Genomic DNA, 20,833 nt, shown 5'->3' with positions numbered 1-20,833 from the left:
GCGGCTTTTAGTGGCACTAAGCCATGATTCGATGGCCCCCTTCGTGACTGCTGATTGTTCGGCTGTCAGGATTTGGCTGTCGGAATATTCTGGTATGGGTGAGGTGGAAGCGGCGGCGCATTGGCGCCGCCGCCGATGCTGTCAGCCCAGCTCGCGTACCGCGCGCACCGCCTGGTCGATGGCGGCATGGGCATAGGCATCCCAGGCCGCGTCCGAGTTGGCGATGCTGACGTTGCCGACCTTGCGCCGCGCCAGTTCCATCAGCGCTTCGCTTTCCGCCTCGTCGTCATAGAGGGTATTCATGAAGTAGGAGTAGCCGTGCGACCAGCGGTTCACGGTGATGCCGGTGATGTCGCGGCGGTGCTCGAAGCCCGCCGGGCCGAGCATGGCCTGGAGCTGGTCGCGGATGTCCTTTTCCAGTTGCTCGAAGCTCATCGCGTAGAGCTTGCTGCGGCCTACGCGCGCCTGGGTGCGGGCGTCCATGCCGGCGTTCGGGGTGGTCGGCACGTAGACCATGTGCACGCCGATCGGCTGCCGCGGGTCGCGCGGATGCCGGTAGCTGCCGAGGTCGACCGGGAAGTCCAGCTTGATCCGCGAGTAGGGCAGGGTCGGCGCGTAGATCTCGTGGATGCCGAGGGTCTTCCAGGCTTGCCAGTTGCGCAGCAATACCTTGGTGTACACCAGCGGGAACTTGACGTTCTGGCTCAATGCGTGGGCCTGCTCCTCGGAGAGGTCGCGCAGCAGGTACGGCACCATCATGTTGTAGCAGGCCATCACGCAGTGCTTGCCGCGTACCCGGTGCAGGCGGCCGGCTCGGCTGTAGCCGACATCGACGCCGCCGGCGCGGTTGCGCACGCTGACGGCGGTGCTGTTCAGGCGCAGGCGCACCGGGTGCCCGGCGAGGTCCAGCTTCGAGTAGTCGAAGCGGGCCATGACGATGTCCTCCATGCCTCGGCCCGGCGCCACCGCGGGGATCAGGTCGCGCACCATGAGCCGAGCCAGCGAGGCGTTGCCGTCGGGGAAATGGTAGATGTACGGCTCGTCCATTTCCGCCTGGGCCTCCTCGCTGGGTTGCGGCAGGCCGAGGGCGTCGAAGCCGGGGAAGCCGGCGGCGTATGCGTCGGCTGCCGGCAGGGCGTCGGCGCCGAGGGCCGAGAAGTCGTTGCTGCGGCCCTGGAAGTACTTCACCGAGGTTTCCGAGAGCCCGACGTTCTTGAGCAGGTAGTCGCGGTAGCTGGTCTTCGCCAGGTAGGTTTCCTTCTCTTCCACGTTCTTGCCGGCAAGATAGTCGCGAGGTGATTCGTACAGCGCGATGAGCGCCTCCCGGTCTTCGCGGCTCAGCGGGAAGTCGCCGATGAAGGCGCGCCAGGAGCGGGCATTGAGACGATCGCGGGGGACCTCGTCGGCAACCATCGGCGTCGGATCGCCGCTGACCAGCTTGTCCACGCCGAAGCTGGCCTTGTCGAAGAACACTGCACGGGACAGGCCCAGGTCGGGGTAGAAGTTGGTGTCGAAGGCTGTCTCGAAGCGCTTGAGCTCGACGCCCAGGCGTTTCAGCAGGTGTTTGGCGTCTTCGCTGTAGAGGGCGTTCGGTGATTGCAGCGACTCGCTGCCGCCGTAGCCGAGGATGGTGCGCCCGCCGCCCTGGAATTCGTTGCGTTTGGCATGGCCGCCGAAGTCGTCGTGGTTCTCGATGACGAGGATGCGCGCCGCGGGGTGCCGCTCGCGATAGAACCAGGCGGCGGCGAGGCCGCTGATGCCGCCGCCGACCACCACCAGGTCGTATTCCTCTTCGATCAGCAGGTGGTCGACATCGAAGGTCTTCTTCTCCCAGCCCATCTGGTGTGCGACTTCGAAGGCGCCCGGATGGCTACCGCGCAGGCCGGTGAGCGCGGGCGGATAGTAGCGGCCGCCGGGGGCGGCGCGGAGGATCTCGGCGGGGGTCAGGCCTGCGGCGATGGTCAGGGCTACGCCGTTCAGGAAGTCGCGGCGGGAGATGGTCATGGGAAGTCCTTTGCGAGGCAGTGGGTGGCTCGGGGGAGCCATGTTCACAGATTGCTGTTGCGAATGCGCGCGGAGCGGCTGGCGTCGGACGCCGACCCGCAGTTGCGGGCGGGCGCGGAGTTTAGAGGGCCATGCCGGCGCGTCGAAGGGCTTTCTGCTGGCACTAGGCCTCTATCTGGAGAAATGTGACATGCATCGCGCTTTGCCTCGGTGTCCGGGGAGGCCGGCAATATCTCGAAGCAAACTCCCGGCGGGCAGTGCGGACGCGAAGGGCTAGAGTCGGTCGAATCCGGTTGTTACCGAACGTCCTGGAGGTTCCTCATGAATACCCGTGGTTTGCTCGACCAATTGCTCAAGTCCGGGCAGGAAATGTTGCAGAACAAGACCGGCGGCAAGCCCGGCGCCAGTGGCGGCGGACAACTCGGCAGCCTGCTTTCCGGCGCCGGCGGCGGAGCCCTGGCGGCCGGCGCCATCGGCCTGCTGCTGGGAAACAAGAAGGCGCGCAAGTTCGGCGGCAAGGCGATCACCTACGGCGGCCTCGCCGCGCTCGGGGTGATCGCCTACAAGGCCTACAACAACTGGCAGCAGCAACAGAGCGGCGCTGCGCCGCAGGCGCAGCCGCAGACCGTCGACCGCCTGCCGGAAGCCCAGGCCGAAGTGCATAGCCACGCGATCCTCCAGGCCATCGTCGGTGCGGCCAAGGCCGACGGCCACATCGACGAGCGCGAACGGCAGATGATCGAAGGCGAGGTGGCCAAGCTGACCAGCGACCGCGAGGTGCGGGGCTGGCTGGAGCGCGAGCTGAACAAGCCGCTGGATCCGGCCGAGATCGCCCGTGCCGCGAGCACCCCGGAGATCGCCGCGGAGATGTACCTGGCCAGCCTGCTGATGGTCGACGAGGAAAGCTTCATGGAGCGCTCCTACCTCGAGGAGCTGGCGCGGCAGCTGCGCCTGGAACCGTCTTTCAAGCTGGAGCTGGAGAACCAGGCCAGACAGGCGCTGCAGCGCCTGGCCTGAGACGGCGGAGCGTCGTTCCGCGGATAACCGCCGCCATCATGGCGGCGGCGTCGCCGAAGGGCCGAGCAGAACTTCCCGCTCGCGCTGGCACAGCTCCAGCAGGAAGTCCCAGACCACCCGCAGGCGCACCGAGCGGTGCAGTTCCCGCCGAGTGCTCATCCAGTACTCGCGCTGGATGCTTTCCTCGGGCAGCACCGATACCAGCAACGGATCGCGGCTACCCATGAAGTGCGGCAGGATCGCCAGGCCGATGCCGGCCTGCGCCGCCTGCTGCTGGGCGACCACGCTGGTGCTGCGGAACACGACCTGTGGGTGGCGGCAGAAACTGTGGTGGAACATCAGTTCCTGGCTGAACAGCAGGTCGTCGACGTAGCCGATCCACTGGTGCCTGCCGAGGTCGTCGCGGTCGCGCAGCGGTGGCGCCTGTTCCAGGTAGGCGGGGCTGGCGAACAACGCCAGGCGGTAGCGGGTCAGCAGGCGGGTGATCACCAGGTCGGCGCTCGGCCGGTCGAGGGAGATGGCGATGTCCGCTTCGCGGTTGGTGATGCTGACGAAGCGCGGCACCGAGACCAGCTCGACCTCCAGGCCGGGGTAGTGGCGCATCAATTGCGCCAGGCGCGGAGCGAGGAAGACGCTGCCGAGGCCTTCGGTGACGCCGATGCGGATCTGCCCCAGCGGCGAGATGCTCTGGCTCATTTCTTCCTGGGCGAGCAGCGCGGTGTTCTCCATCGCCTCGGCGTGCTTGAGCAGCGCCTGGCCGGCCGGAGTCAACTGGTAGCCGCCGGTGTGCTGGGCGAACAGTTGGGTGCCGAGGTCGCGCTCGATGTTCTCGATGTGCCGGGCCACCGTGGCGTGAGTGGTGCCGAGACGCTTGGCGGCGGTCAGCAGGCGACCGCTGCGCTGCAACTCGAGGAAGAAACGCAGGTCATTCCAGTCGAACATGGGGAGTGCCTTCTGCCGGGCCGAGGGGGTGTTGTTAGAAAACGAACAATAGCTGCCCCGAAACGTTTGTTTTTTTATCGCGAATGAACGACTAGCCTCAAGCCGTTCGAGACTTGCCGGTCATCCGCAGGTCCGACGGCCCATCACAAGAACGACAAGACGAGGCTCGCCATGCCCGAGGTACTGGATACCTACGACTACCTCATCGTTGGCGCCGGACCTGCCGGCTGCCTGCTGGCCAACCGGCTTTCCGCCGACCCTGTCAACCGTGTCCTGCTGCTGGAAGCCGGCGGCCCGGACAACTATCCCTGGATCCACATTCCCGTCGGCTACCTCTACTGCATCGGCAACCCGCGTACCGACTGGTGCTTCGACACCGACGAGGTCCCCGGGCTCAACGGTCGTTCCCTGAAGTACCCGCGCGGCAAGGTGCTCGGGGGATGCTCCTCGATCAATGGCATGATCTACATGCGTGGCCAGGCCCGCGACTACGACCAGTGGGTGGCCGAAGGCAATCCGGGCTGGAGCTGGAGGGAGCTGCTGCCACTGTTCCGCAGGATGGAGGACCATTTTGCCGGGACCAGCGAAATGCACGGCGCCGGCGGCGAATGGCGGGTAGAGCGCCAGCGGCTCTCCTGGAAGCTGCTCGATGCCTTCCAGCAGGCGGCGGCGCAGACCGGCATCGCCAGCGTCGAGGATTTCAACGGTGGCGACAACGAAGGCTGCGGCTACTTCCAGGTCAACCAGCGCGGCGGGGTGCGCTGGAATGCCTCGAAAGGCTTCCTGCGCGGCATCGCCCAGCGTGCCAACCTGACGGTTCTGACCCATGCCGAAGTCCAGCGGGTGCTCCTCGAGAACGGCCGCGCCAGGGCCCTGTCGGTCCGTTGGCAGGGTCGCGAGCAGCGCTTCGAGGCGCGCCGCGAGATCGTCCTGAGCGCCGGCGCGATCGGTTCGCCGTGCCTGCTGCAACGCTCCGGGATCGGCCCGCGGGACCTGCTGGAGCGGCTCGGCGCCGGGGTCGTCCACGAGTTGCCCGGGGTCGGTGGCAATCTCCAGGATCACCTGCAACTGCGCATGATCTACAAGGTCGACGGCGTCCCCACCCTCAACCAGATCGCCGGCAGCCTCTGGGGCAAGCTGGGCATGGGCCTGCGCTACCTGGCGAGCCGCAGCGGGCCGCTGTCGATGGCGCCGAGCCAACTGGGCGCCTTCGCCCGCTCCGATCCGCAGCAGCCCTCGGCCAACCTCGAATACCACGTCCAGCCGCTCTCGCTGGATCGCTTCGGCGAGCCGCTGCATGCCTTCCCGGCGTTCACCGCGTCGGTCTGCGACCTGCGTCCGCACAGCCGGGGAACGGTGCGCATCCGCTCGCTCGACCCGGGCGAGGCGCCGTCGATCCAGCCCAACTACCTGAGCGATCCGCGCGACCTGAAGGTCGCCGCCGACGCCATACGCCTGACCCGCCGCATCGCCGCCGCACCGGCGCTGGCCGCCTTCCGTCCGCAGGAATACAAGCCCGGCCCGGAATACCGCAGCGAAGAGGACCTGCAGCGCGCCGCGGCGGAGATCGGCACCACCATCTTCCACCCTGCCGGCACCTGCCGCATGGGACAAGGGCCGCAAGCGGTGGTGGATGCGCAATTGAGGGTGCACGGAATTCCCGGCCTGCGCATCGCCGATGCCTCGATCATGCCCAGCCTGACCTCCGGCAACACCTGTTCGCCGGTGCTGGTGATCGCCGAGAAGGCGGCGCAGATGATTCTCGCCGAGCGCCGCCGCGAGGCCGCGCCGCAGGTCGTCGAAAGCGCCATGGCCGCCGGCGGCAAGGAGGCGGTGGAGGCCTGAGGATCGCTACACCCCGTATCGCGTGGCGTCCGGCGCCGCAGCGGTCGACGCTGAAAACGGAAATGGCAGACAACAATAAGAGCCCCCACAAGGGGCGGGAGAGCCGCAATGACCGAGTACGCAACGACCCCTTCCTACACAGTGCCTGCGACCACGCCCCAGGAGGAGCGCAAGGTGATCTTCGCCTCCTCGCTGGGCACGGTCTTCGAGTGGTACGACTTCTTCCTCTACGGCGCCCTGGCGGCGGTGATCAGCAAGCAGTTCTTCGCCGGCGTCAACGACACCACGGCCTTCATCTTCGCCCTGATGGCCTTCGCCGCCGGCTTCCTGGTACGGCCCTTCGGCGCGCTGGTGTTCGGCCGCCTGGGCGACATGATCGGGCGCAAGTACACCTTCCTGGTGACCATCCTGCTGATGGGGTTGTCGACCTTCGCCGTCGGCCTGCTGCCCACCTATGCCTCGATCGGGGTCGCCGCGCCGATCATCCTGGTCACCTTGCGCATGCTCCAGGGCCTGGCCCTGGGCGGCGAGTACGGCGGCGCGGCGATCTACGTCGCCGAGCACGCCCCGGCGAACAAGCGCGGTAGCTACACCAGCTGGATCCAGTCCACCGCGACCCTCGGCCTGTTGCTTTCGCTGCTGGTGATCCTGGCCTGCCGCCAGTTGACCGGCGACGAGTTCGAGACCTGGGGCTGGCGCCTGCCATTCCTGCTGTCCATCGTCCTGCTGGGCATCTCCACCTGGATCCGCCTGTCCATGCGCGAGTCGCCGGCGTTCCTCAAGATGAAGGCCGAGGGCAAGGTCAGCAAGGCGCCGCTGCGCGAGTCCTTCACCCAGTGGGGCAACCTGAAGGTGGTGCTGACCGCGCTGTTCAGCATCAATGCCGGCCAGGCGGTGACCTTCTACACGGCGCAGTTCTACGTGCTGTTCTTCCTCACCCAGGTGCTCAAGGTCGATGGCGGCACCGCCAACGGTCTGCTGATCGTCGCCCTGGTGCTTGGCGCGCCGTTCTTCATCGTCGCCGGCTGGCTGTCCGACCGCATCGGCCGCAAGCCGGTGCTGCTGGCCGGCCTGTTGCTCGCCACGCTGTTCTACTTCCCGCTGTTCAAGGGCCTGACCCACTACGCCAACCCGGCCATCGACCAGGCCAGCCGGCAGTCGCCGATCAGCGTGGTGGCCGACCCGGCGACCTGCACGTTCCAGTTCGACCCGGTAGGCAAGGCGACCTTCGACAGCCCCTGCGACAAGGTCAAGACCTTCCTGGTCAAGGCCGGCCTGCCCTACTCGACGGTGGCGGCGCCCGCCGGCAGCGACGTCAGGGTGCGGATCGGCGAGACCGAGATCGCCGGCTTCGACGCCGAAGCGATGGCGGCCGCAGTGAAGACGGCAGGCTATCCGCAGCAGGCCGACGGCAGCCAGGTGAACAAGCCGATGGTGATCGCTATCATCTTCGCTCTGGTACTGATCTCCACTCTCTGCTACGGCCCGCTGGCGGCGCTGATGGTCGAACTGTTCCCGACCCGCATCCGCTATTCCTCGCTGTCCCTGCCGTACCACATCGGCAACGGCTGGTTCGGCGGCTTCCTGCCTACGGTCTCGTTCGCCCTGGTGGTGTACACCGGCGACATCTTCTATGGCCTCTGGTATCCGGTGCTGATCACCGGCGGTAGCCTGGTCTGCGCCTTGCTGTTCCTCCGCGAAACCCGCCATACCGACATCCACCGGTGAAATCACGCCCCGTTCCCGGCGTGGGGACGGGGCGGACATTCCCGCCGTGATGAGCCTGTCTTCTCAGAAAAGTCTGGCTTGCCAGTTTTCTTTCTTTCTCTTTCTGCCACACTTCTGGCGTCAAAAAACGCCTTCCCAGCGCCTACAATAGCGGGAATACCCTATGGCGCTGCTTGCCGGTGCCGGGGACGGCCTATACAGTCCGCGCGATTGACGGGCCGTTGTGGCGGCAGGAACGAATCCGGACTCGAGTCTTGGGGAAAAATGTGAAGAACTGGACTGTTCGCCAGCGAATCCTGGCAAGTTTCGCCGTGATCATCGCGATCATGCTGCTGATGGCCGCTACTGCGTACGTGAAGATGTTGACGGTGGAAAAGGGCGCCTACCGTGTCCAGGACGACGCCATGCCGGGGATGTACTTCATCACGCTGGTACGCAGTTCGTGGACCGACAACTACTTGCAGACCCAGGAACTGTTCGGCATCACCGACGACCACGAGCTGAGCAAGGCCGAGGCCGACAGCATCCTCGCCAGCGAGGAGCGTCTGGACCAGCAGATCGCCTCCTACCAGAAGACCATGAACCCGGACGAGGCCCGCGACCACGAGCTGCTCGCCGGCTTCCTGGGCGTGCGCAAGGCCTACCTGGAGCAGCACGACAAGGTGCTCGAGCTTTACCGCGAGAAGCGCTTCGAGGAAGCCGGCAAACTCGTCGCCGGCCCGTTGACCGAGCACTGGCGCGACGGCCGCAAGTACCTCAACGAGATGATCGAGCTGAACAAGGACATCGCCGACCGCGCCTCGGACAACATCGTAAACGCGGTGGACGATGCCGAACTGAGCATGCTGGTGACCCTGCTGCTGGCGGTGGTGGTAGCCGGCATCTGCGGTTTCCTGCTGTTGCGGGCGATCACCCAGCCGATCCAGAAGATCGTCCGCAGCCTCGACCTGATGGCCGGTGGCGACCTCACCGCACGCCTGAACCTCGGCCGGCGTGACGAATTCGGCGCCATCGAGACCGGTTTCAACGGCATGGCCGAAGAGCTAAAGGGCCTGGTGTCGCAGGCCCAGCGTTCTTCGGTGCAGGTCACCACCTCGGTCACCGAGATCGCCGCGACCTCCAAGCAGCAGCAGGCCACCGCCACCGAAACCGCTGCGACCACCACGGAGATCGGCGCCACTTCTCGCGAGATCGCCGCCACCTCGCGCGACCTGGTACGGACCATGAGCGAAGTCTCCGGCGCCGCCGAGCAGACTTCGACCCTGGCCGGTTCCGGCCAGTTGGGCCTGGCGCGCATGGAGGAAACCATGCACCACGTGATGGGCGCGGCCGACCTGGTCAACGCCAAGCTGGCGATCCTCAACGAGAAGGCCGGCAACATCAACCAGGTGGTCACCACCATCGTCAAGGTCGCCGACCAGACCAACCTGCTCTCGCTGAACGCCGCCATCGAGGCGGAGAAAGCCGGCGAGTACGGCCGCGGGTTCGCCGTGGTGGCCACCGAGGTGCGCCGGTTGGCGGACCAGACCGCGGTCGCCACCTACGACATCGAGCAGATGGTGCGCGAGATCCAGTCGGCGGTATCGGCAGGGGTGATGGGCATGGACAAGTTCTCCGAGGAGGTCCGCCGCGGTATCGCCGAGGTCGGCCAGGTCGGCGAGCAACTGTCGCAGATCATCCAGCAGGTGCAGGCGCTGGCGCCGCGGGTGCAGATGGTCAACGAGGGTATGCAGGCCCAGGCTACCGGTGCCGAGCAGATCAACCAGGCGCTGGTGCAACTGGGCGAGGCCACCGGGCAGACCGTGGAGTCGCTGCGCCAGGCCAGCTTCGCCATCGATGAGCTGAACCTGGTGGCGAACGGGCTGCGCAACGGCGTATCCCGCTTCAAAGTCTGAGGCAGTGACCGTGTCCCGCTCCACCGGCGATCATCGACGCCCCAGCAAGCTGTTCCTGCTGTTCCGCATGGAAGGCGACCGCTATGCCCTGGATGCCCGCGAGGTGGTCGAGGTGCTGCCGCTGCTGCGCCTGAAACGCATCCCGGAGGCGCCCGAATGGGTCGCCGGGGTGTTCTCCCATCGCGGCGTCCTGGTCCCGGTGCTCGACCTCTGCGCAATGGCCTTCGGCCGCGCGGCGCTGGCCCGCACCAGCACGCGCATCGTGCTGGTGGAATACCGCGCCCGCCTGGACCGCGAGCCGGTCTGGCTCGGACTGATCCTCGAACAGGCCACCGATACCTTGCGCTGCGAACCGTCGGCGTTCCGCGACTATGGCCTGGACAACGGCGGGGCCCGCTATCTCGGTCCGGTCTATGAAGGACCGCGGGGACTGGTGCAATGGGTGCGGGTCGAGGCATTGCTGCCCGACGACGTGCGCGCCCTGCTGTTCCCGCCGGAGTGCGGCGAGGGGGCGACATGAACGATCGCTTCGAACGCCTGCTCAAGAGCAGGATCGGCCTGGATGCCAGTTCGGTGGGCAGCGCGGTGATCGAGCGCGCGGTACGCCAGCGCATGAGTGGCCTCGCGCTGCAAGACGAAGACGAATACTGGATGCGCCTGAGCGGCTCGCCGGGCGAGGTGCAGGCGCTGATCGAAGCGGTGGTGGTGCCGGAGACCTGGTTCTTCCGTTACCCGGAGTCGTTCACCACCCTCGCCAGGCTGGCCTTCGAGCGCCTGCCGAGCCTGGGCGGCGGACGCGCGCTAAGGATCCTCAGCCTGCCCTGTTCCACCGGCGAAGAGCCGTATTCCATCGTCATGGCCTTGCTCGATGCCGGGCTCTCCGAATACCTGTTCGAGGTCGACGCCCTGGACGTCAGTGCCCGGGTGATCGAGCGCGCCAGCCTCGGGGTGTACGGCAGGAATTCCTTCCGCGGCGATGAACTGGGGTTTCGCGACCGCCATTTCAGCGAGGTCGCCGATGGCTACCAGTTGGCCGAGCAGGTTCGCCGCAAGGTGCGCTTCCGCTGCGGCAATTTGCTCGATCCCGGGCTGCTGGCGGGCGAGGCACCCTACGATTTCGTGTTCTGTCGCAACCTGCTGATCTATTTCGACCGCCCGACCCAGAGCGAGGTGGTCGAGGTGCTCAAGCGCCTGTTGCGGCCGGACGGCGCGATGTTCATCGGCCCGGCCGAGGCGAGCCTACTCAGCCAGCATGGCATGCAGCCGATCGGCGTGCCGCTGTCTTTCGTGTTCCGCCGGACCAGCGAGGCGCCCCGCGGCGCGCGGCCCAAGGCAGTGAGCGACGGAGCGCGCCCGGTCGTTGCCGCCGCCGCGGAGCGTGCGAGTATTCGGCCTTCGCCGCCGCCACCGGCGAAACCGCGCCAGCGGCTGTCCAGCCTGGTTCCACCAGCCGGCGGCCAGCCCCTTGCCAGTCCCGTCGGCGAGTTCGACGAAATCGCCCGCCTGGCGGATGCCGGCCAGCACCGCGAGGCGCGCACCGCCTGCGAGCGCCAACTGGCCGCGCGTGGGCCGTCGGCCACGGTCTTCTATTGGCTCGGGCTGCTCAGCGATGTCGCCGGGCAGGAGCAGGAAGCCCAGGATTTCTACCGCAAGGCCCTGTACCTGGAGCCGCAGCACGCCGAGGCGCTGGCGCACCTGGCGGCGCTGCTCGCCGCTCGCGGCGACCATGCCGGCGCGCGGCGCCTGCAGCAACGTGCGGCCCGTGGAGTGAACAAAGATGGTTGAGGCGAGCCTGACCTTGCTCGATACCCAACAGGTGGATGACTGCTGGAACCGCATCGGCGTGCATGGCGACAAGACCTGCGAACGCCTGGCCGAGCATGTCCATTGCCGCAACTGCGAGGTTTACGCTGCCGCGGCGACCTACTTGCTGGACCGCATCGCCCTGCGCCAGGACCAGCTCGACAGCGCCGAAACGATGGACAGCCAGCACGAACGGAGCGACCTCGGCGAGACGCGTTCGATCCTGGTGTTCCGCCTGGGCGAAGAGTGGTTCGGCCTGGCCACCGGCAGCCTGGTGGAAGTGGCGCCGATGAATCCTATCCATTCCCTGCCGCACCAGCGCTCGCGTGCCCTGCAAGGGGTGACCAACGTGCGCGGCGCGCTGGTCGCCTGCCTTTCCCTGGGCGAACTGCTGGATCTCGAACCCGGCGCCGCGCCGGTCAGCGAGCGACGGGTGGTTCCGCGCATGCTGATCATTTCCGCCGCCGGCGGTCCGGTGGTGGCGCCGGTGGAGGAAGTCGACGGCATCCATGCGATTCCGCTGGCGCGGATACTGCCGCCCAACCACGCCGACGGCCAGGCCTCGCGCCGGCACGTGGCCGGCGTGCTGCAATGGCGCGAGCGGAGCATCACCCTGCTCGACGAAGGCCCTCTCCTGCAAGCCGTAGCGCGGAGCCTGGCATGACCCCGGACCAGATGAGAGACGCGTCGCTGCTCGAGCTGTTCCGGCTCGAGGCGGAGGCCCAGACCCAGGTGCTCAACGCCGGCCTGATGGCGCTGGAGCGCAGCCCGACCCAGGCCGACCAACTGGAAGCCTGCATGCGTGCCGCGCACTCGCTGAAAGGCGCGGCGCGAATCGTCGGGCTGGACGCCGGCGTGCGCGTGGCGCACGTCATGGAGGATTGCCTGGTGGAGGCGCAGGACGGACGCCTGCTCCTGCAATCGGAACATATCGATGCGTTGCTGCAGGGCTGCGACCTGTTGCTGCGTATCGGCACCCCGCCCGCCGGCGACGCAGGCTGGGCCGAAGGCGCCGGGCGGGAAGAGATCGACGGCCTGGTGCTGCGCCTCGAAGGCCTGGTGCGCAGCGGCCTGCCGCTGGCCCGCGCGGAGCTGCCGGCGACGACTCCCGGTCTGCCGGAAGCGGCCCCCGAGGCGCCGCCAGCGGCGTCAGCGGCCGCCAGCGACGACAACGACGAGGAGCCCGCCGGGCAGGCGGGCGGCGAACAGGCCGAGGAGCGCCGCAGCCGGGTCCTGCGGGTCACCGCCGAACGCCTGGACCGGCTGCTGGATATCTCCAGCAAGTCGCTGGTGGAGTTCCAGCGCATCAAGCCGCTGGCCGATTCCCTGCAACGCCTGCGTCGCCTGCAGTCCAGCGCCAGCCGCGCGCTCGACGTGGTACGCGAGACGGTCCAGGAAACCGCCCTCGACCCGCAGGCCCAGGCCATGCTCGGCGAGGCGCGGCAACTGATCGGCGAATGCCAGCAGATGCTGGTGCAGCACATCGCCGATCTCGACGAGTTCGCCTGGCAGGGCGGCCAGCGCGCCCAGGTGCTCTACGACGCGGCGCTGGCCTCGCGGATGCGGCCATTCGCCGACGTCCTTAGCGGCCAGGCGCGGATGGTTCGCGACCTGGGCCGCTCGCTGGGCAAGCAGGTGCGCCTGCTGGTCGAGGGCGAAAGCACCCAGGTCGACCGGGATGTCCTGGAAAAGCTCGAGGCGCCGCTCACCCACCTGCTGCGCAATGCCGTCGATCACGGTATCGAGGCGCCGGAAACCCGCCTCGCCGCCGGTAAGCCGGCCGAGGGCAGGATCACCATCCGCGCCCGCCACCACGCCGGCATGCTGGTTCTGGAACTGAGCGACGACGGTGGCGGCATCGATCTGCAGCGCCTGCGCGAGACCGTGCTCAATCGCCAGTTCGCCACCGCCGAGACCGCGGCGCAACTGAGCGAGGAGGAACTCCTGGCGTTTCTCTTCCTGCCCGGCTTCAGCATGCGCGAGCAGGTCACCGAGGTGTCCGGTCGCGGCGTCGGACTGGACGCCGTGCAGCACATGGTCCGCCAGTTGCGCGGCGGTGTACGCATGGAGCAACGCCAGGGGCAGGGAGCGCTGTTTCACGTCGAGGTGCCGCTGACCCTGTCCGTGGTGCGCAGCCTGGTGGTGGAGATCGGCGAGGAGGCCTACGCCTTTCCGCTGGCGCACATCGAGCGCATGTGCGAGCTGGAGGCGGAGGAGATCGTCCAGCTCGAAGGTCGCCAGCATTTCTGGTACGAGGGTCGCCATGTCGGCCTGGTCTCGGCTGCGCAACTGCTGCAGCGGCCCGAGAGCAGCCGAACCGAAGGGGCTATCCCGGTGGTGGTGGTGCGCGACCGCGATGCGGTCTACGGCGTCGCCGTGGAGCGTTTCGTCGGCGAGCGTACCCTGGTCGTGATGCCTCTCGATCCGCGCCTGGGCAAGGTGCGCGACGTTTCCGCCGGCGCTTTGCTGGACGACGGTTCGCCGGTGCTGATCCTGGACGTCGAGGACCTCCTGCATTCGGTCGGCAAGCTGCTCAGCAGCGGCCGCCTGGAGCGCATCGATCGCAGCCGGCGGCAGGCCGGCGGGGCGCAACGCAAGCGCATCCTGGTGGTCGACGACTCGCTCACGGTGCGTGAGCTGGAGCGCAAGCTCCTGCTCGGCCGCGGCTACGACGTGGCAGTGGCGGTGGATGGCATGGACGGCTGGAACGCCCTGCGCTCGGAGCATTTCGACCTGCTCATCACCGATATCGACATGCCGCGCATGGACGGTATCGAACTGGTCACCCTGGTGCGTCGCGACAGCCGCCTGCAGTCGCTGCCGGTAATGGTGGTGTCCTACAAGGATCGTGAGGAGGACCGTCGGCGCGGTCTCGACGCCGGCGCCGACTATTATCTGGCGAAGGCCAGTTTCCACGATGAGGCCTTGCTGGATGCCGTCGTCGTCCTGATCGGAGAAGCACAGGGTTGAGGATCGGAATCGTCAATGACATGCCGTTGGCCGTCGAGGCGCTGCGCCGCGCGCTGGCCTTCGAGCCGCAGCACCAGATCGTCTGGGTCGCCAGCAACGGTGCCGAGGCGGTGACCCAGTGCGCCGCCGATACGCCCGACGTGGTGCTGATGGACCTGCTCATGCCGGTGATGGACGGCGTCGAGGCAACTCGTCGGATCATGGCGGAAAGTCCTTGCGCGATCGTGATTGTTACCGTCGATATCGAGCAGAATGTGCACCGGGTTTTCGAAGCGATGGGATATGGGGCGCTCGATGCGGTGAACACGCCGGCGCTGGGCATCGGCAACCCGCAAACGGCGGCGGCGCCGTTGTTGCGCAAGATTCAGAACGTCGGCTGGCTGATCGGCCAGCGCGATAACCGTGGCAAGGTCCAGGTGGTGCCGCCGAAGGCCGGCGGGGCGCGCCAGCGTCTGGTGGCGATCGGCGCCTCGGCTGGCGGTCCGGCATCGCTCGCGGTGTTGCTCAAGCAACTGCCGGCCAGTTTCAATGCCGCGGTGGTGCTGGTGCAGCATGTCGACGAGGTATTCGCCGCCGGCATGGCCGAATGGCTGGCCAGCGAATCGAAGCTGCCGGTGCGCCTGGCGCGCGATGGCGAGCCGCCGATACCGGGGCAGATCCTGCTGGCGGGGACCAACAATCACATCCGCCTGCTGCGCAACGGTTCGCTGGTGTACACCGCCGAACCGCGTTCTTTTGTCTACCGGCCGTCCATCGATGTGTTTTTCGAGAGCGTGGCGAACTACTGGCGTGGCGACGCCGTGGGCGTGCTGCTGACCGGCATGGGCCGCGACGGCGCCCAGGGCCTCAAGCAGATGCGCGAGCGCGGTTTCCTCACCATCGCCCAGGACCAGGCCAGTTGCGCGGTCTACGGGATGCCGAAGGCCGCGGCGGCGATCGATGCCGCGGTGCAGATCCTTTCCCTGGAAAAGATCGCCCCGCGCCTGGCGGAGGTATTCGATTAGCCGGGTTCGACTCCGGCCAGGCGCCAGGGTAGGCGCCGGCGCCCGCCGCGGCGGTGCGTGGAACAGCATTCAATTTGATACGAGGGGCCCCGGTCCCGGAGAGAAACATGCACAACCCTCATGAGAGCAAGACCGACCTGGGCGCCCCTCTGGACGGCGCGGTCATGGTACTGCTTGTCGATGATCAGGCCATGATCGGAGAGGCTGTGCGTCGCTCGCTGGCGAGCGAGGCGGGCATCGACTTCCATTTCTGTTCCGATCCGCAGCAGGCGGTGGCGGTGGCCAACCAGATCAAGCCGACGGTGATCCTCCAGGACCTGGTGATGCCCGGCGTCGACGGCCTCACGCTGCTCGCCGCCTATCGCGGCAACCCGGCGACCCGCGACATCCCGATCATCGTCCTGTCGACCAAGGAAGAGCCGACGGTGAAGAGCGCGGCGTTCGCCGCCGGCGCCAACGACTACCTGGTCAAGCTGCCGGACGCCATCGAGCTGGTGGCACGGATCCGCTACCACTCGCGTTCGTACATCGCCCTGCAGCAACGCGACGAGGCCTATCGGGCGCTGCGCGAGAGCCAGCAGCAGTTGCTGGAGACCAACCTGGTGCTGCAGCGGCTGATGAACTCCGACGGCCTGACCGGGCTCTCCAACCGTCGTCACTTCGACGAATACCTGGAGATGGAGTGGCGCCGCTCGCTGCGCGAGCAGTCGCAACTGTCGCTGCTGATGATCGACGTGGACTATTTCAAGAGCTACAACGACACCTTCGGCCACGTGGCTGGCGACGAGGCCCTGCGCCAGGTCGCCGGGGCCATCCGCGAGGGCTGCAGTCGCTCCTCGGACCTGGCGGCTCGGTACGGCGGCGAGGAGTTCGCCATGGTCCTCCCTGGTACCTCGCCGGGCGGCGCGCGGTTGCTGGCGGAGAAGGTCCGGCGTACGGTGGAGAGCCTGCAGATCAGCCACGACCAGCCACGCCCGGGCTCGCACCTGACCGTCAGCATCGGCGTCAGCACCCTGGTGCCGGGCGGCGGCGGGCAAACCTTCCGGGTTCTCATCGAGATGGCCGACCAGGCGCTCTACCAGGCCAAGAACAATGGCCGCAACCAGGTCGGCCTGATGGAACAGCCGGTGCCGCCGGCCCCGGCGGGCTGAGCGGCGCGCGGCGGCCATGCGTCGCCGGCCGGCATTAAATAGAGGCCGGCGTACTGCCCGCAGGGCGCAAGTGCAGTATACTTCGCAGCTTTTCGACGTTTTCCCGCGAGTGAGCGCCAGCCATGGAAATCAACCCGATCCTCAACAGCATCAAGGACCTCTCCGAGCGCACCCAGACCATTCGGGGGTATCTTTGACTACGATCAGAAGCATGATCGCCTGGTCGAAGTAAACCGCGAGCTCGAAGACCCCAACGTCTGGAACAACCCCGAATACGCCCAGAACCTCGGCCGCGAGCGCGCCCAGCTGGCGCAGGTGGTGGAAACCCTGGACGACCTGACCAGCGGCCTGGCCGACTCCCGCGACCTGCTGGACATGGCGGTCGAGGAAGACGACGAGGGCGCCGTCGACGACGTTGCCAACGAAGTCGAGCGTCTGCGCGAGATTCTCGAGAAGCTGGAGTTCCGCCGCATGTTCAGCGGCGAGATGGACCCGAACAACGCTTACCTGGACATCCAGGCCGGCTCCGGCGGCACCGAGGCCCAGGACTGGGCCAACATGCTGCTGCGCATGTACCTGCGCTGGGCCGACAAGCACGGCTTCGACGCCACTATCATCGAGCTGTCCGAGGGCGAGGTCGCCGGCATCAAGGGCGCCACCGTGCACATCAAGGGCGAGTACGCCTTCGGCTGGCTGCGCACCGAGATCGGCGTGCACCGCCTGGTGCGCAAGAGCCCGTTCGACTCCGGCAACCGTCGCCACACCTCGTTCACCGCGGTGTTCGTATCGCCGGAAATCGACGACAACATCGAGATCGAGATCAACCCGGCCGACCTGCGCATCGATACCTACCGCTCCTCCGGCGCGGGCGGTCAGCACGTGAACACCACCGATTCGGCGGTGCGGATCACCCACGTGCCGACCAATACCGTGGTGGCGTGCCAGAACGAACGCTCCCAGCACGCCAACAAGGACACCGCGATGAAGATGCTGCGGGCCAAGTTGTACGAGCTGGAAATGCAGAAGCGTACCGCCGCGTCCCAGGCTCTGGAGGACTCCAAGTCCGACATCGGCTGGGGCCACCAGATCCGCTCCTACGTGCTCGACCAGTCGCGGATCAAGGACCTGCGTACCGGTATCGAGCGCAGCGACTGCGACAAGGTGCTCGACGGCGATCTAGACGAATACCTCGAAGCCAGCCTCAAACAGGGGCTGTAGAGCTGCTGCGCCTGGCCAGGCCGCGTTGGAAAATGGTTCGGACTGCTCGTTTACGATCGTGAACTCCGCGTCCTCGCCATTTCCCGCCTTGTCTGGCCGGCGCTCGCTACGCTTTTCGCCCCTGTTGCGCAATCCGTTTCCACAGGCAAGAGAGCCTAACCAGGAACCACCAAGACCATGAGCGACCAACAACTCGACCAGCACGAACTGCAACAGGAAGAAAACAAGCTGATCGCCCAGCGCAAGGAAAAACTTGCTGCCGTGCGCGAAGCCCGGGCCATCGCCTTCCCCAACGACTTCCGCCGCGACGCCTACTTCGCGGACCTGCAGAAACAGTACGCCGACAAGACCAAGGAAGAGCTGGAAGCCGCAGCGATCCCGGTCAAGGTCGCCGGTCGGATCATGCTCAATCGCGGTTCCTTCATCGTCCTTCAGGACAGTAGCGAGCGCCTGCAGGTCTACGTCAACCGCAAGACCCTGCCGGAAGAAACCCTGGCCGAGATCAAGACCTGGGACCTGGGCGACATCATCGGCGCCGAAGGCGTGCTGGCCCGCTCGGGCAAGGGCGACCTGTACGTCGACATGACCAGCGTGCGCCTGCTGACCAAGTCGCTGCGTCCGCTGCCGGACAAGCACCATGGCCTGACCGACACTGAGCAGCGTTACCGCCAGCGCTACGTCGACCTGATGGTCAACGAGGAAACCCGTCACACCTTCCGCGTGCGTTCCCAGGTCATCGCCCACATCCGCCGTTTCCTCAGCGAGCGCGGTTTCCTCGAAGTGGAGACCCCGATGCTGCAGACCATCCCCGGCGGCGCCGCGGCCAAGCCGTTCGAGACCCATCACAACGCGCTGGACATGGCCATGTTCCTGCGCATCGCCCCGGAGCTGTATCTCAAGCGCCTGGTGGTCGGCGGTTTCGAGAAGGTCTTCGAGATCAACCGCAACTTCCGTAACGAAGGCGTCTCGACCCGGCACAACCCCGAGTTCACCATGCTCGAGTTCTACCAGGCCTACGCCGACTACGAAGACAACATGGACCTGACCGAGGAACTGTTCCGCGAACTGGCCCAGGCGGTACTCGGTACCACCGACGTGCCCTACGGCGACAAGGTCTTCCACTTCGGCGAGCCGTTCGTGCGCCTGTCGGTGTTCGATTCGATCCTCAAGTACAACCCGGAGATCACCGCCGCCGACCTCAACGACGTCGAGAAGGCGCGGGCCATCGCCAAGAAGGCCGGCGCCAAGGTCCTCGGCCACGAAGGCCTGGGCAAGCTGCAGGTGATGATTTTCGAGGAACTGGTGGAGCACAAGCTGGAGCAGCCGCACTTCATCACCCGCTACCCCTTCGAGGTTTCGCCGCTGGCCCGCCGCAACGACGAAGACCCGAGCGTCACCGACCGCTTCGAGCTGTTCATCGGCGGCCGCGAGATCGCCAATGCCTATTCCGAGCTGAACGACGCCGAGGACCAGGCCGAGCGCTTCATGTTGCAGGTCAAGGAGAAGGATGCCGGCGACGACGAGGCGATGCACTACGACGCCGACTTCATCAATGCCCTGGAATACGGCATGCCGCCGACCGCCGGCGAAGGCATCGGCATCGACCGCCTGGTGATGCTGCTGACCAACTCGCCGTCGATCCGCGATGTGATCCTGTTCCCGCACATGCGCCCGCAGGCCTGAGCGCCGCAACAGTCCATGGAAAAGCCGCCTTCGGGCGGTTTTTTCATGGCCGCGCGGTGTCCCGGCCGCCGGGCCAGGGGCAGATGGCCGCCGATCCGCCGGCTGACCACGGGAGGTGCGAGCGGGATCGGAGCTTCCCCGATAGCGGCCGATTGATTCCACGCGAAAAAGTCCGAACAATGCCCCATCGTCCGCGAGCGGAGGAAACACCGTGTCCCGAGTAGCTCCCAGAGACAGCGCCGCGCAGGCCGCCAGCGCGGTAGCCGAAAGCGTTCGTTACCAGGGCCGCAAGGCCAGCCGCCAGGGCAGCGAGCAGCGGCGCCAGGCGATTCTCGATGCCGCCATGCGCCTGATCGTCCGCGACGGCGTACGGGCCGTGCGCCACCGCGCGGTGGCCGCCGAGGCCCAGGTACCGTTGTCGGCCACCACCTACTACTTCAAGGATATCGACGATCTCATCACCGACACCTTTGCTCTCTTCGTCGAACGCAACGCAGAGGCGCTGTCGGCGTTCTGGAGCAGCGTGGAGGGCGACCTCCAGGAGATGGCTGCGGTGCTGGCCGGCGACCCCGGCGCCCGTGGCTCGCTGGTGGAACGGATCGTCGAACTGGCCGTGCAGTATGTCCAGGTCCAGCTCACCGAGCGCCGCGAGCACCTGCTGGCCGAACAGGCCTTCCGCCAGGAGGCGCTGCTCAACCCGCGCCTGCGCGAACTGGCCGATGCCCACCAGCGGATCCTCTCCCTCGGCGCCGTGCATTTCTTCCAGGTGCTAGGTTCCGGGCAGCCCGAGCAGGACGCCAAGGTGTTGACGTCGATTATTCTGCAGATGGAATATCAGGGCCTCGTGGACGGGGTCGAGCAACTGGCCGTGGACGAAATGCGCGCCATACTCAGACGGTACCTGAATCTGGTCATGGGCCTGTGACCTGAGCGTCAACCCCGCCATGGCGGGGTTTTTCATACCCGAACCTTCCCTCGGCCAGCCGGTCGCAGGTTGCGGAGGGTTCCTAAGGAGCGTGTGATGAAAGCCTGGCGTTGCCTGGTGGTCCTGAGTTTCCTGCTGTTGGGCGGTTGCCTGGTCACCTTCAAGGAGCCGATACCGCCGCGCGAGGCGGCGCCGAGCCATCTGCTCGGGACCTGGAGCCGCGAGAACGAGTGGAAGGAAGAACAATTCCTGGAGATCACCCGTTCCGGCAGCAATGTCTACCGTGCGCTCAGCTACGTGGACAGCAAGGACAATACCGAGAGCCTGGAAGACTACGGCTTCACCGTCTCCCACCAGGGCAAGCGCTGGTACCTGTCGGCCGGCCTGCCGAAGAGCCTGGGCGGCAACTTCATCATCGCCGGCTTCGAGATCACCGACGGCGACGAATTGGTGATCTACAACCTCGACGTCGAGCGTATCGTCGAGGACCTCGGCGCCGGCCAGCTCGACGGCGAGACCGTCGACAGCGATCAGGGCAAGGGCGCGCTGGTGCGCAGCCCGTTGGCGAAGGTCTTCGCCTACCTGAACGATCCCGCCAATTCCGACGTGTTCGTCGAGGCCGCCCGCTTCCAGCGGGTCACCCAATGA

16 protein-coding genes are annotated in these 20,833 nt (G+C 66.7%); 14 read left to right on the top strand and 2 right to left on the bottom strand.

Annotated features, from left to right (window positions below; genetic code table 11):
- Positions 1-141: 141 nt before the first annotated feature.
- On the bottom strand, positions 142-2,004 hold the full coding sequence (locus tag HMPREF2886_RS26400; protein ID WP_070748682.1) for a flavin monoamine oxidase family protein: 1,863 nt from the start codon (positions 2,002-2,004) through the stop codon (positions 142-144).
- 321 nt (positions 2,005-2,325) lie between these two features.
- Between HMPREF2886_RS26400 and HMPREF2886_RS26395 the strand changes: the two genes are divergently transcribed.
- Positions 2,326-3,021: a tellurite resistance TerB family protein gene (locus HMPREF2886_RS26395; protein WP_033969826.1), complete on the top strand. Its 696-nt coding sequence runs from the start codon at positions 2,326-2,328 to the stop codon at positions 3,019-3,021.
- A 36-nt stretch (positions 3,022-3,057) separates the two neighbouring features.
- Here the strand turns inward: HMPREF2886_RS26395 and HMPREF2886_RS26390 are convergent, their stop codons facing one another.
- Positions 3,058-3,963: a LysR family transcriptional regulator gene (locus tag HMPREF2886_RS26390; protein ID WP_016562202.1), complete on the bottom strand. Its 906-nt coding sequence runs from the start codon at positions 3,961-3,963 to the stop codon at positions 3,058-3,060.
- Positions 3,964-4,134: 171 nt separating this feature from the next.
- Between HMPREF2886_RS26390 and HMPREF2886_RS26385 the strand changes: the two genes are divergently transcribed.
- The 13 genes from HMPREF2886_RS26385 (at position 4,135) to HMPREF2886_RS26325 (ending at position 20,833) form a co-directional block, all read left to right on the top strand.
- Positions 4,135-5,808, top strand: a complete 1,674-nt coding sequence (locus HMPREF2886_RS26385) for a GMC family oxidoreductase (RefSeq protein ID WP_070748680.1) — start codon at positions 4,135-4,137, stop codon at positions 5,806-5,808.
- 108 nt (positions 5,809-5,916) lie between these two features.
- Positions 5,917-7,536 (top strand): MFS transporter, encoded by a 1,620-nt coding sequence (locus HMPREF2886_RS26380; protein ID WP_003106293.1) that lies wholly within the window; start codon positions 5,917-5,919, stop codon positions 7,534-7,536.
- A 266-nt stretch (positions 7,537-7,802) separates the two neighbouring features.
- A complete protein-coding gene (gene wspA, locus HMPREF2886_RS26375) occupies positions 7,803-9,431 on the top strand; it encodes a Wsp signal transduction system chemoreceptor WspA (RefSeq protein ID WP_033969818.1) in 1,629 nt (542 codons plus the stop codon).
- Positions 9,432-9,435: 4 nt separating this feature from the next.
- Positions 9,436-9,951 (top strand): chemotaxis protein CheW, encoded by a 516-nt coding sequence (locus HMPREF2886_RS26370; RefSeq protein WP_070748678.1) that lies wholly within the window; start codon positions 9,436-9,438, stop codon positions 9,949-9,951.
- Entirely contained in the window at positions 9,948-11,216 is a 1,269-nt protein-coding gene (locus HMPREF2886_RS26365; RefSeq protein WP_057388516.1) for a CheR family methyltransferase, read from the top strand. The genes HMPREF2886_RS26370 and HMPREF2886_RS26365 overlap by 4 nt, the downstream gene beginning before the upstream one ends.
- Complete coding sequence (locus HMPREF2886_RS26360) at positions 11,209-11,898, top strand: chemotaxis protein CheW (RefSeq protein ID WP_033975704.1); 690 nt, start codon at positions 11,209-11,211, stop codon at positions 11,896-11,898. The genes HMPREF2886_RS26365 and HMPREF2886_RS26360 overlap by 8 nt, the downstream gene beginning before the upstream one ends.
- Positions 11,895-14,204 carry a Wsp signal transduction system sensor histidine kinase WspE gene (wspE, locus tag HMPREF2886_RS26355; protein ID WP_033975702.1) on the top strand — a complete coding sequence of 770 codons (2,310 nt, stop codon included), beginning with the start codon at positions 11,895-11,897 and terminating at the stop codon, positions 14,202-14,204. The genes HMPREF2886_RS26360 and wspE overlap by 4 nt, the downstream gene beginning before the upstream one ends.
- Complete coding sequence (wspF, locus tag HMPREF2886_RS26350) at positions 14,201-15,208, top strand: Wsp signal transduction system protein-glutamate methylesterase WspF (protein ID WP_003092534.1); 1,008 nt, start codon at positions 14,201-14,203, stop codon at positions 15,206-15,208. The genes wspE and wspF overlap by 4 nt, the downstream gene beginning before the upstream one ends.
- Positions 15,209-15,315: 107 nt before the next feature.
- Positions 15,316-16,359 carry a Wsp signal transduction system regulator diguanylate cyclase WspR gene (wspR, locus tag HMPREF2886_RS26345; protein WP_003103734.1) on the top strand — a complete coding sequence of 348 codons (1,044 nt, stop codon included), beginning with the start codon at positions 15,316-15,318 and terminating at the stop codon, positions 16,357-16,359.
- Between the two features lie 122 nt (positions 16,360-16,481).
- Positions 16,482-17,577 (top strand): peptide chain release factor 2 gene (gene prfB, locus HMPREF2886_RS26340; RefSeq protein WP_010895661.1). Its coding sequence is split into 2 segments (ribosomal slippage): positions 16,482-16,553 and positions 16,555-17,577, totalling 1,095 coding nucleotides; the frame shifts between segments, so codons are not numbered across the junction.
- Between the two features lie 177 nt (positions 17,578-17,754).
- Entirely contained in the window at positions 17,755-19,260 is a 1,506-nt protein-coding gene (lysS, locus tag HMPREF2886_RS26335; RefSeq protein ID WP_003103728.1) for a lysine--tRNA ligase, read from the top strand.
- A 211-nt stretch (positions 19,261-19,471) separates the two neighbouring features.
- Entirely contained in the window at positions 19,472-20,185 is a 714-nt protein-coding gene (locus HMPREF2886_RS26330; protein WP_033969809.1) for a TetR/AcrR family transcriptional regulator, read from the top strand.
- A 96-nt stretch (positions 20,186-20,281) separates the two neighbouring features.
- Positions 20,282-20,833, top strand: a complete 552-nt coding sequence (locus tag HMPREF2886_RS26325; RefSeq protein ID WP_003103725.1) for a hypothetical protein — start codon at positions 20,282-20,284, stop codon at positions 20,831-20,833.

The sequence above is a fragment of the Pseudomonas sp. HMSC066A08 genome (genome assembly GCF_001813025.1).
GTDB classification, from domain to species: domain Bacteria; phylum Pseudomonadota; class Gammaproteobacteria; order Pseudomonadales; family Pseudomonadaceae; genus Pseudomonas; species Pseudomonas aeruginosa.
The sequence above is the reverse complement of the archived record's forward strand: the minus strand, read 5'-3'. Positions and strand labels throughout refer to the sequence as shown.

Bases quoted from the DNA above. Each gene is read 5' to 3' on its own strand.
- HMPREF2886_RS26400 (WP_070748682.1), bottom strand. From the start codon at position 2,004: ATGACCATCTCCCGCCGCGACTTCCTGAACGGCGTAGCCCTGACCATC.
- HMPREF2886_RS26395 (WP_033969826.1), top strand. From the start codon at position 2,326: ATGAATACCCGTGGTTTGCTCGACCAATTGCTCAAGTCCGGGCAGGAA.
- HMPREF2886_RS26390 (WP_016562202.1), bottom strand. From the start codon at position 3,963: ATGTTCGACTGGAATGACCTGCGTTTCTTCCTCGAGTTGCAGCGCAGC.
- HMPREF2886_RS26385 (WP_070748680.1), top strand. From the start codon at position 4,135: ATGCCCGAGGTACTGGATACCTACGACTACCTCATCGTTGGCGCCGGA.
- HMPREF2886_RS26380 (WP_003106293.1), top strand. From the start codon at position 5,917: ATGACCGAGTACGCAACGACCCCTTCCTACACAGTGCCTGCGACCACG.
- HMPREF2886_RS26365 (WP_057388516.1), top strand. From the start codon at position 9,948: ATGAACGATCGCTTCGAACGCCTGCTCAAGAGCAGGATCGGCCTGGAT.
- HMPREF2886_RS26360 (WP_033975704.1), top strand. From the start codon at position 11,209: ATGGTTGAGGCGAGCCTGACCTTGCTCGATACCCAACAGGTGGATGAC.
- wspE (WP_033975702.1), top strand. From the start codon at position 11,895: ATGACCCCGGACCAGATGAGAGACGCGTCGCTGCTCGAGCTGTTCCGG.
- wspR (WP_003103734.1), top strand. From the start codon at position 15,316: ATGCACAACCCTCATGAGAGCAAGACCGACCTGGGCGCCCCTCTGGAC.
- lysS (WP_003103728.1), top strand. From the start codon at position 17,755: ATGAGCGACCAACAACTCGACCAGCACGAACTGCAACAGGAAGAAAAC.
- HMPREF2886_RS26325 (WP_003103725.1), top strand. From the start codon at position 20,282: ATGAAAGCCTGGCGTTGCCTGGTGGTCCTGAGTTTCCTGCTGTTGGGC.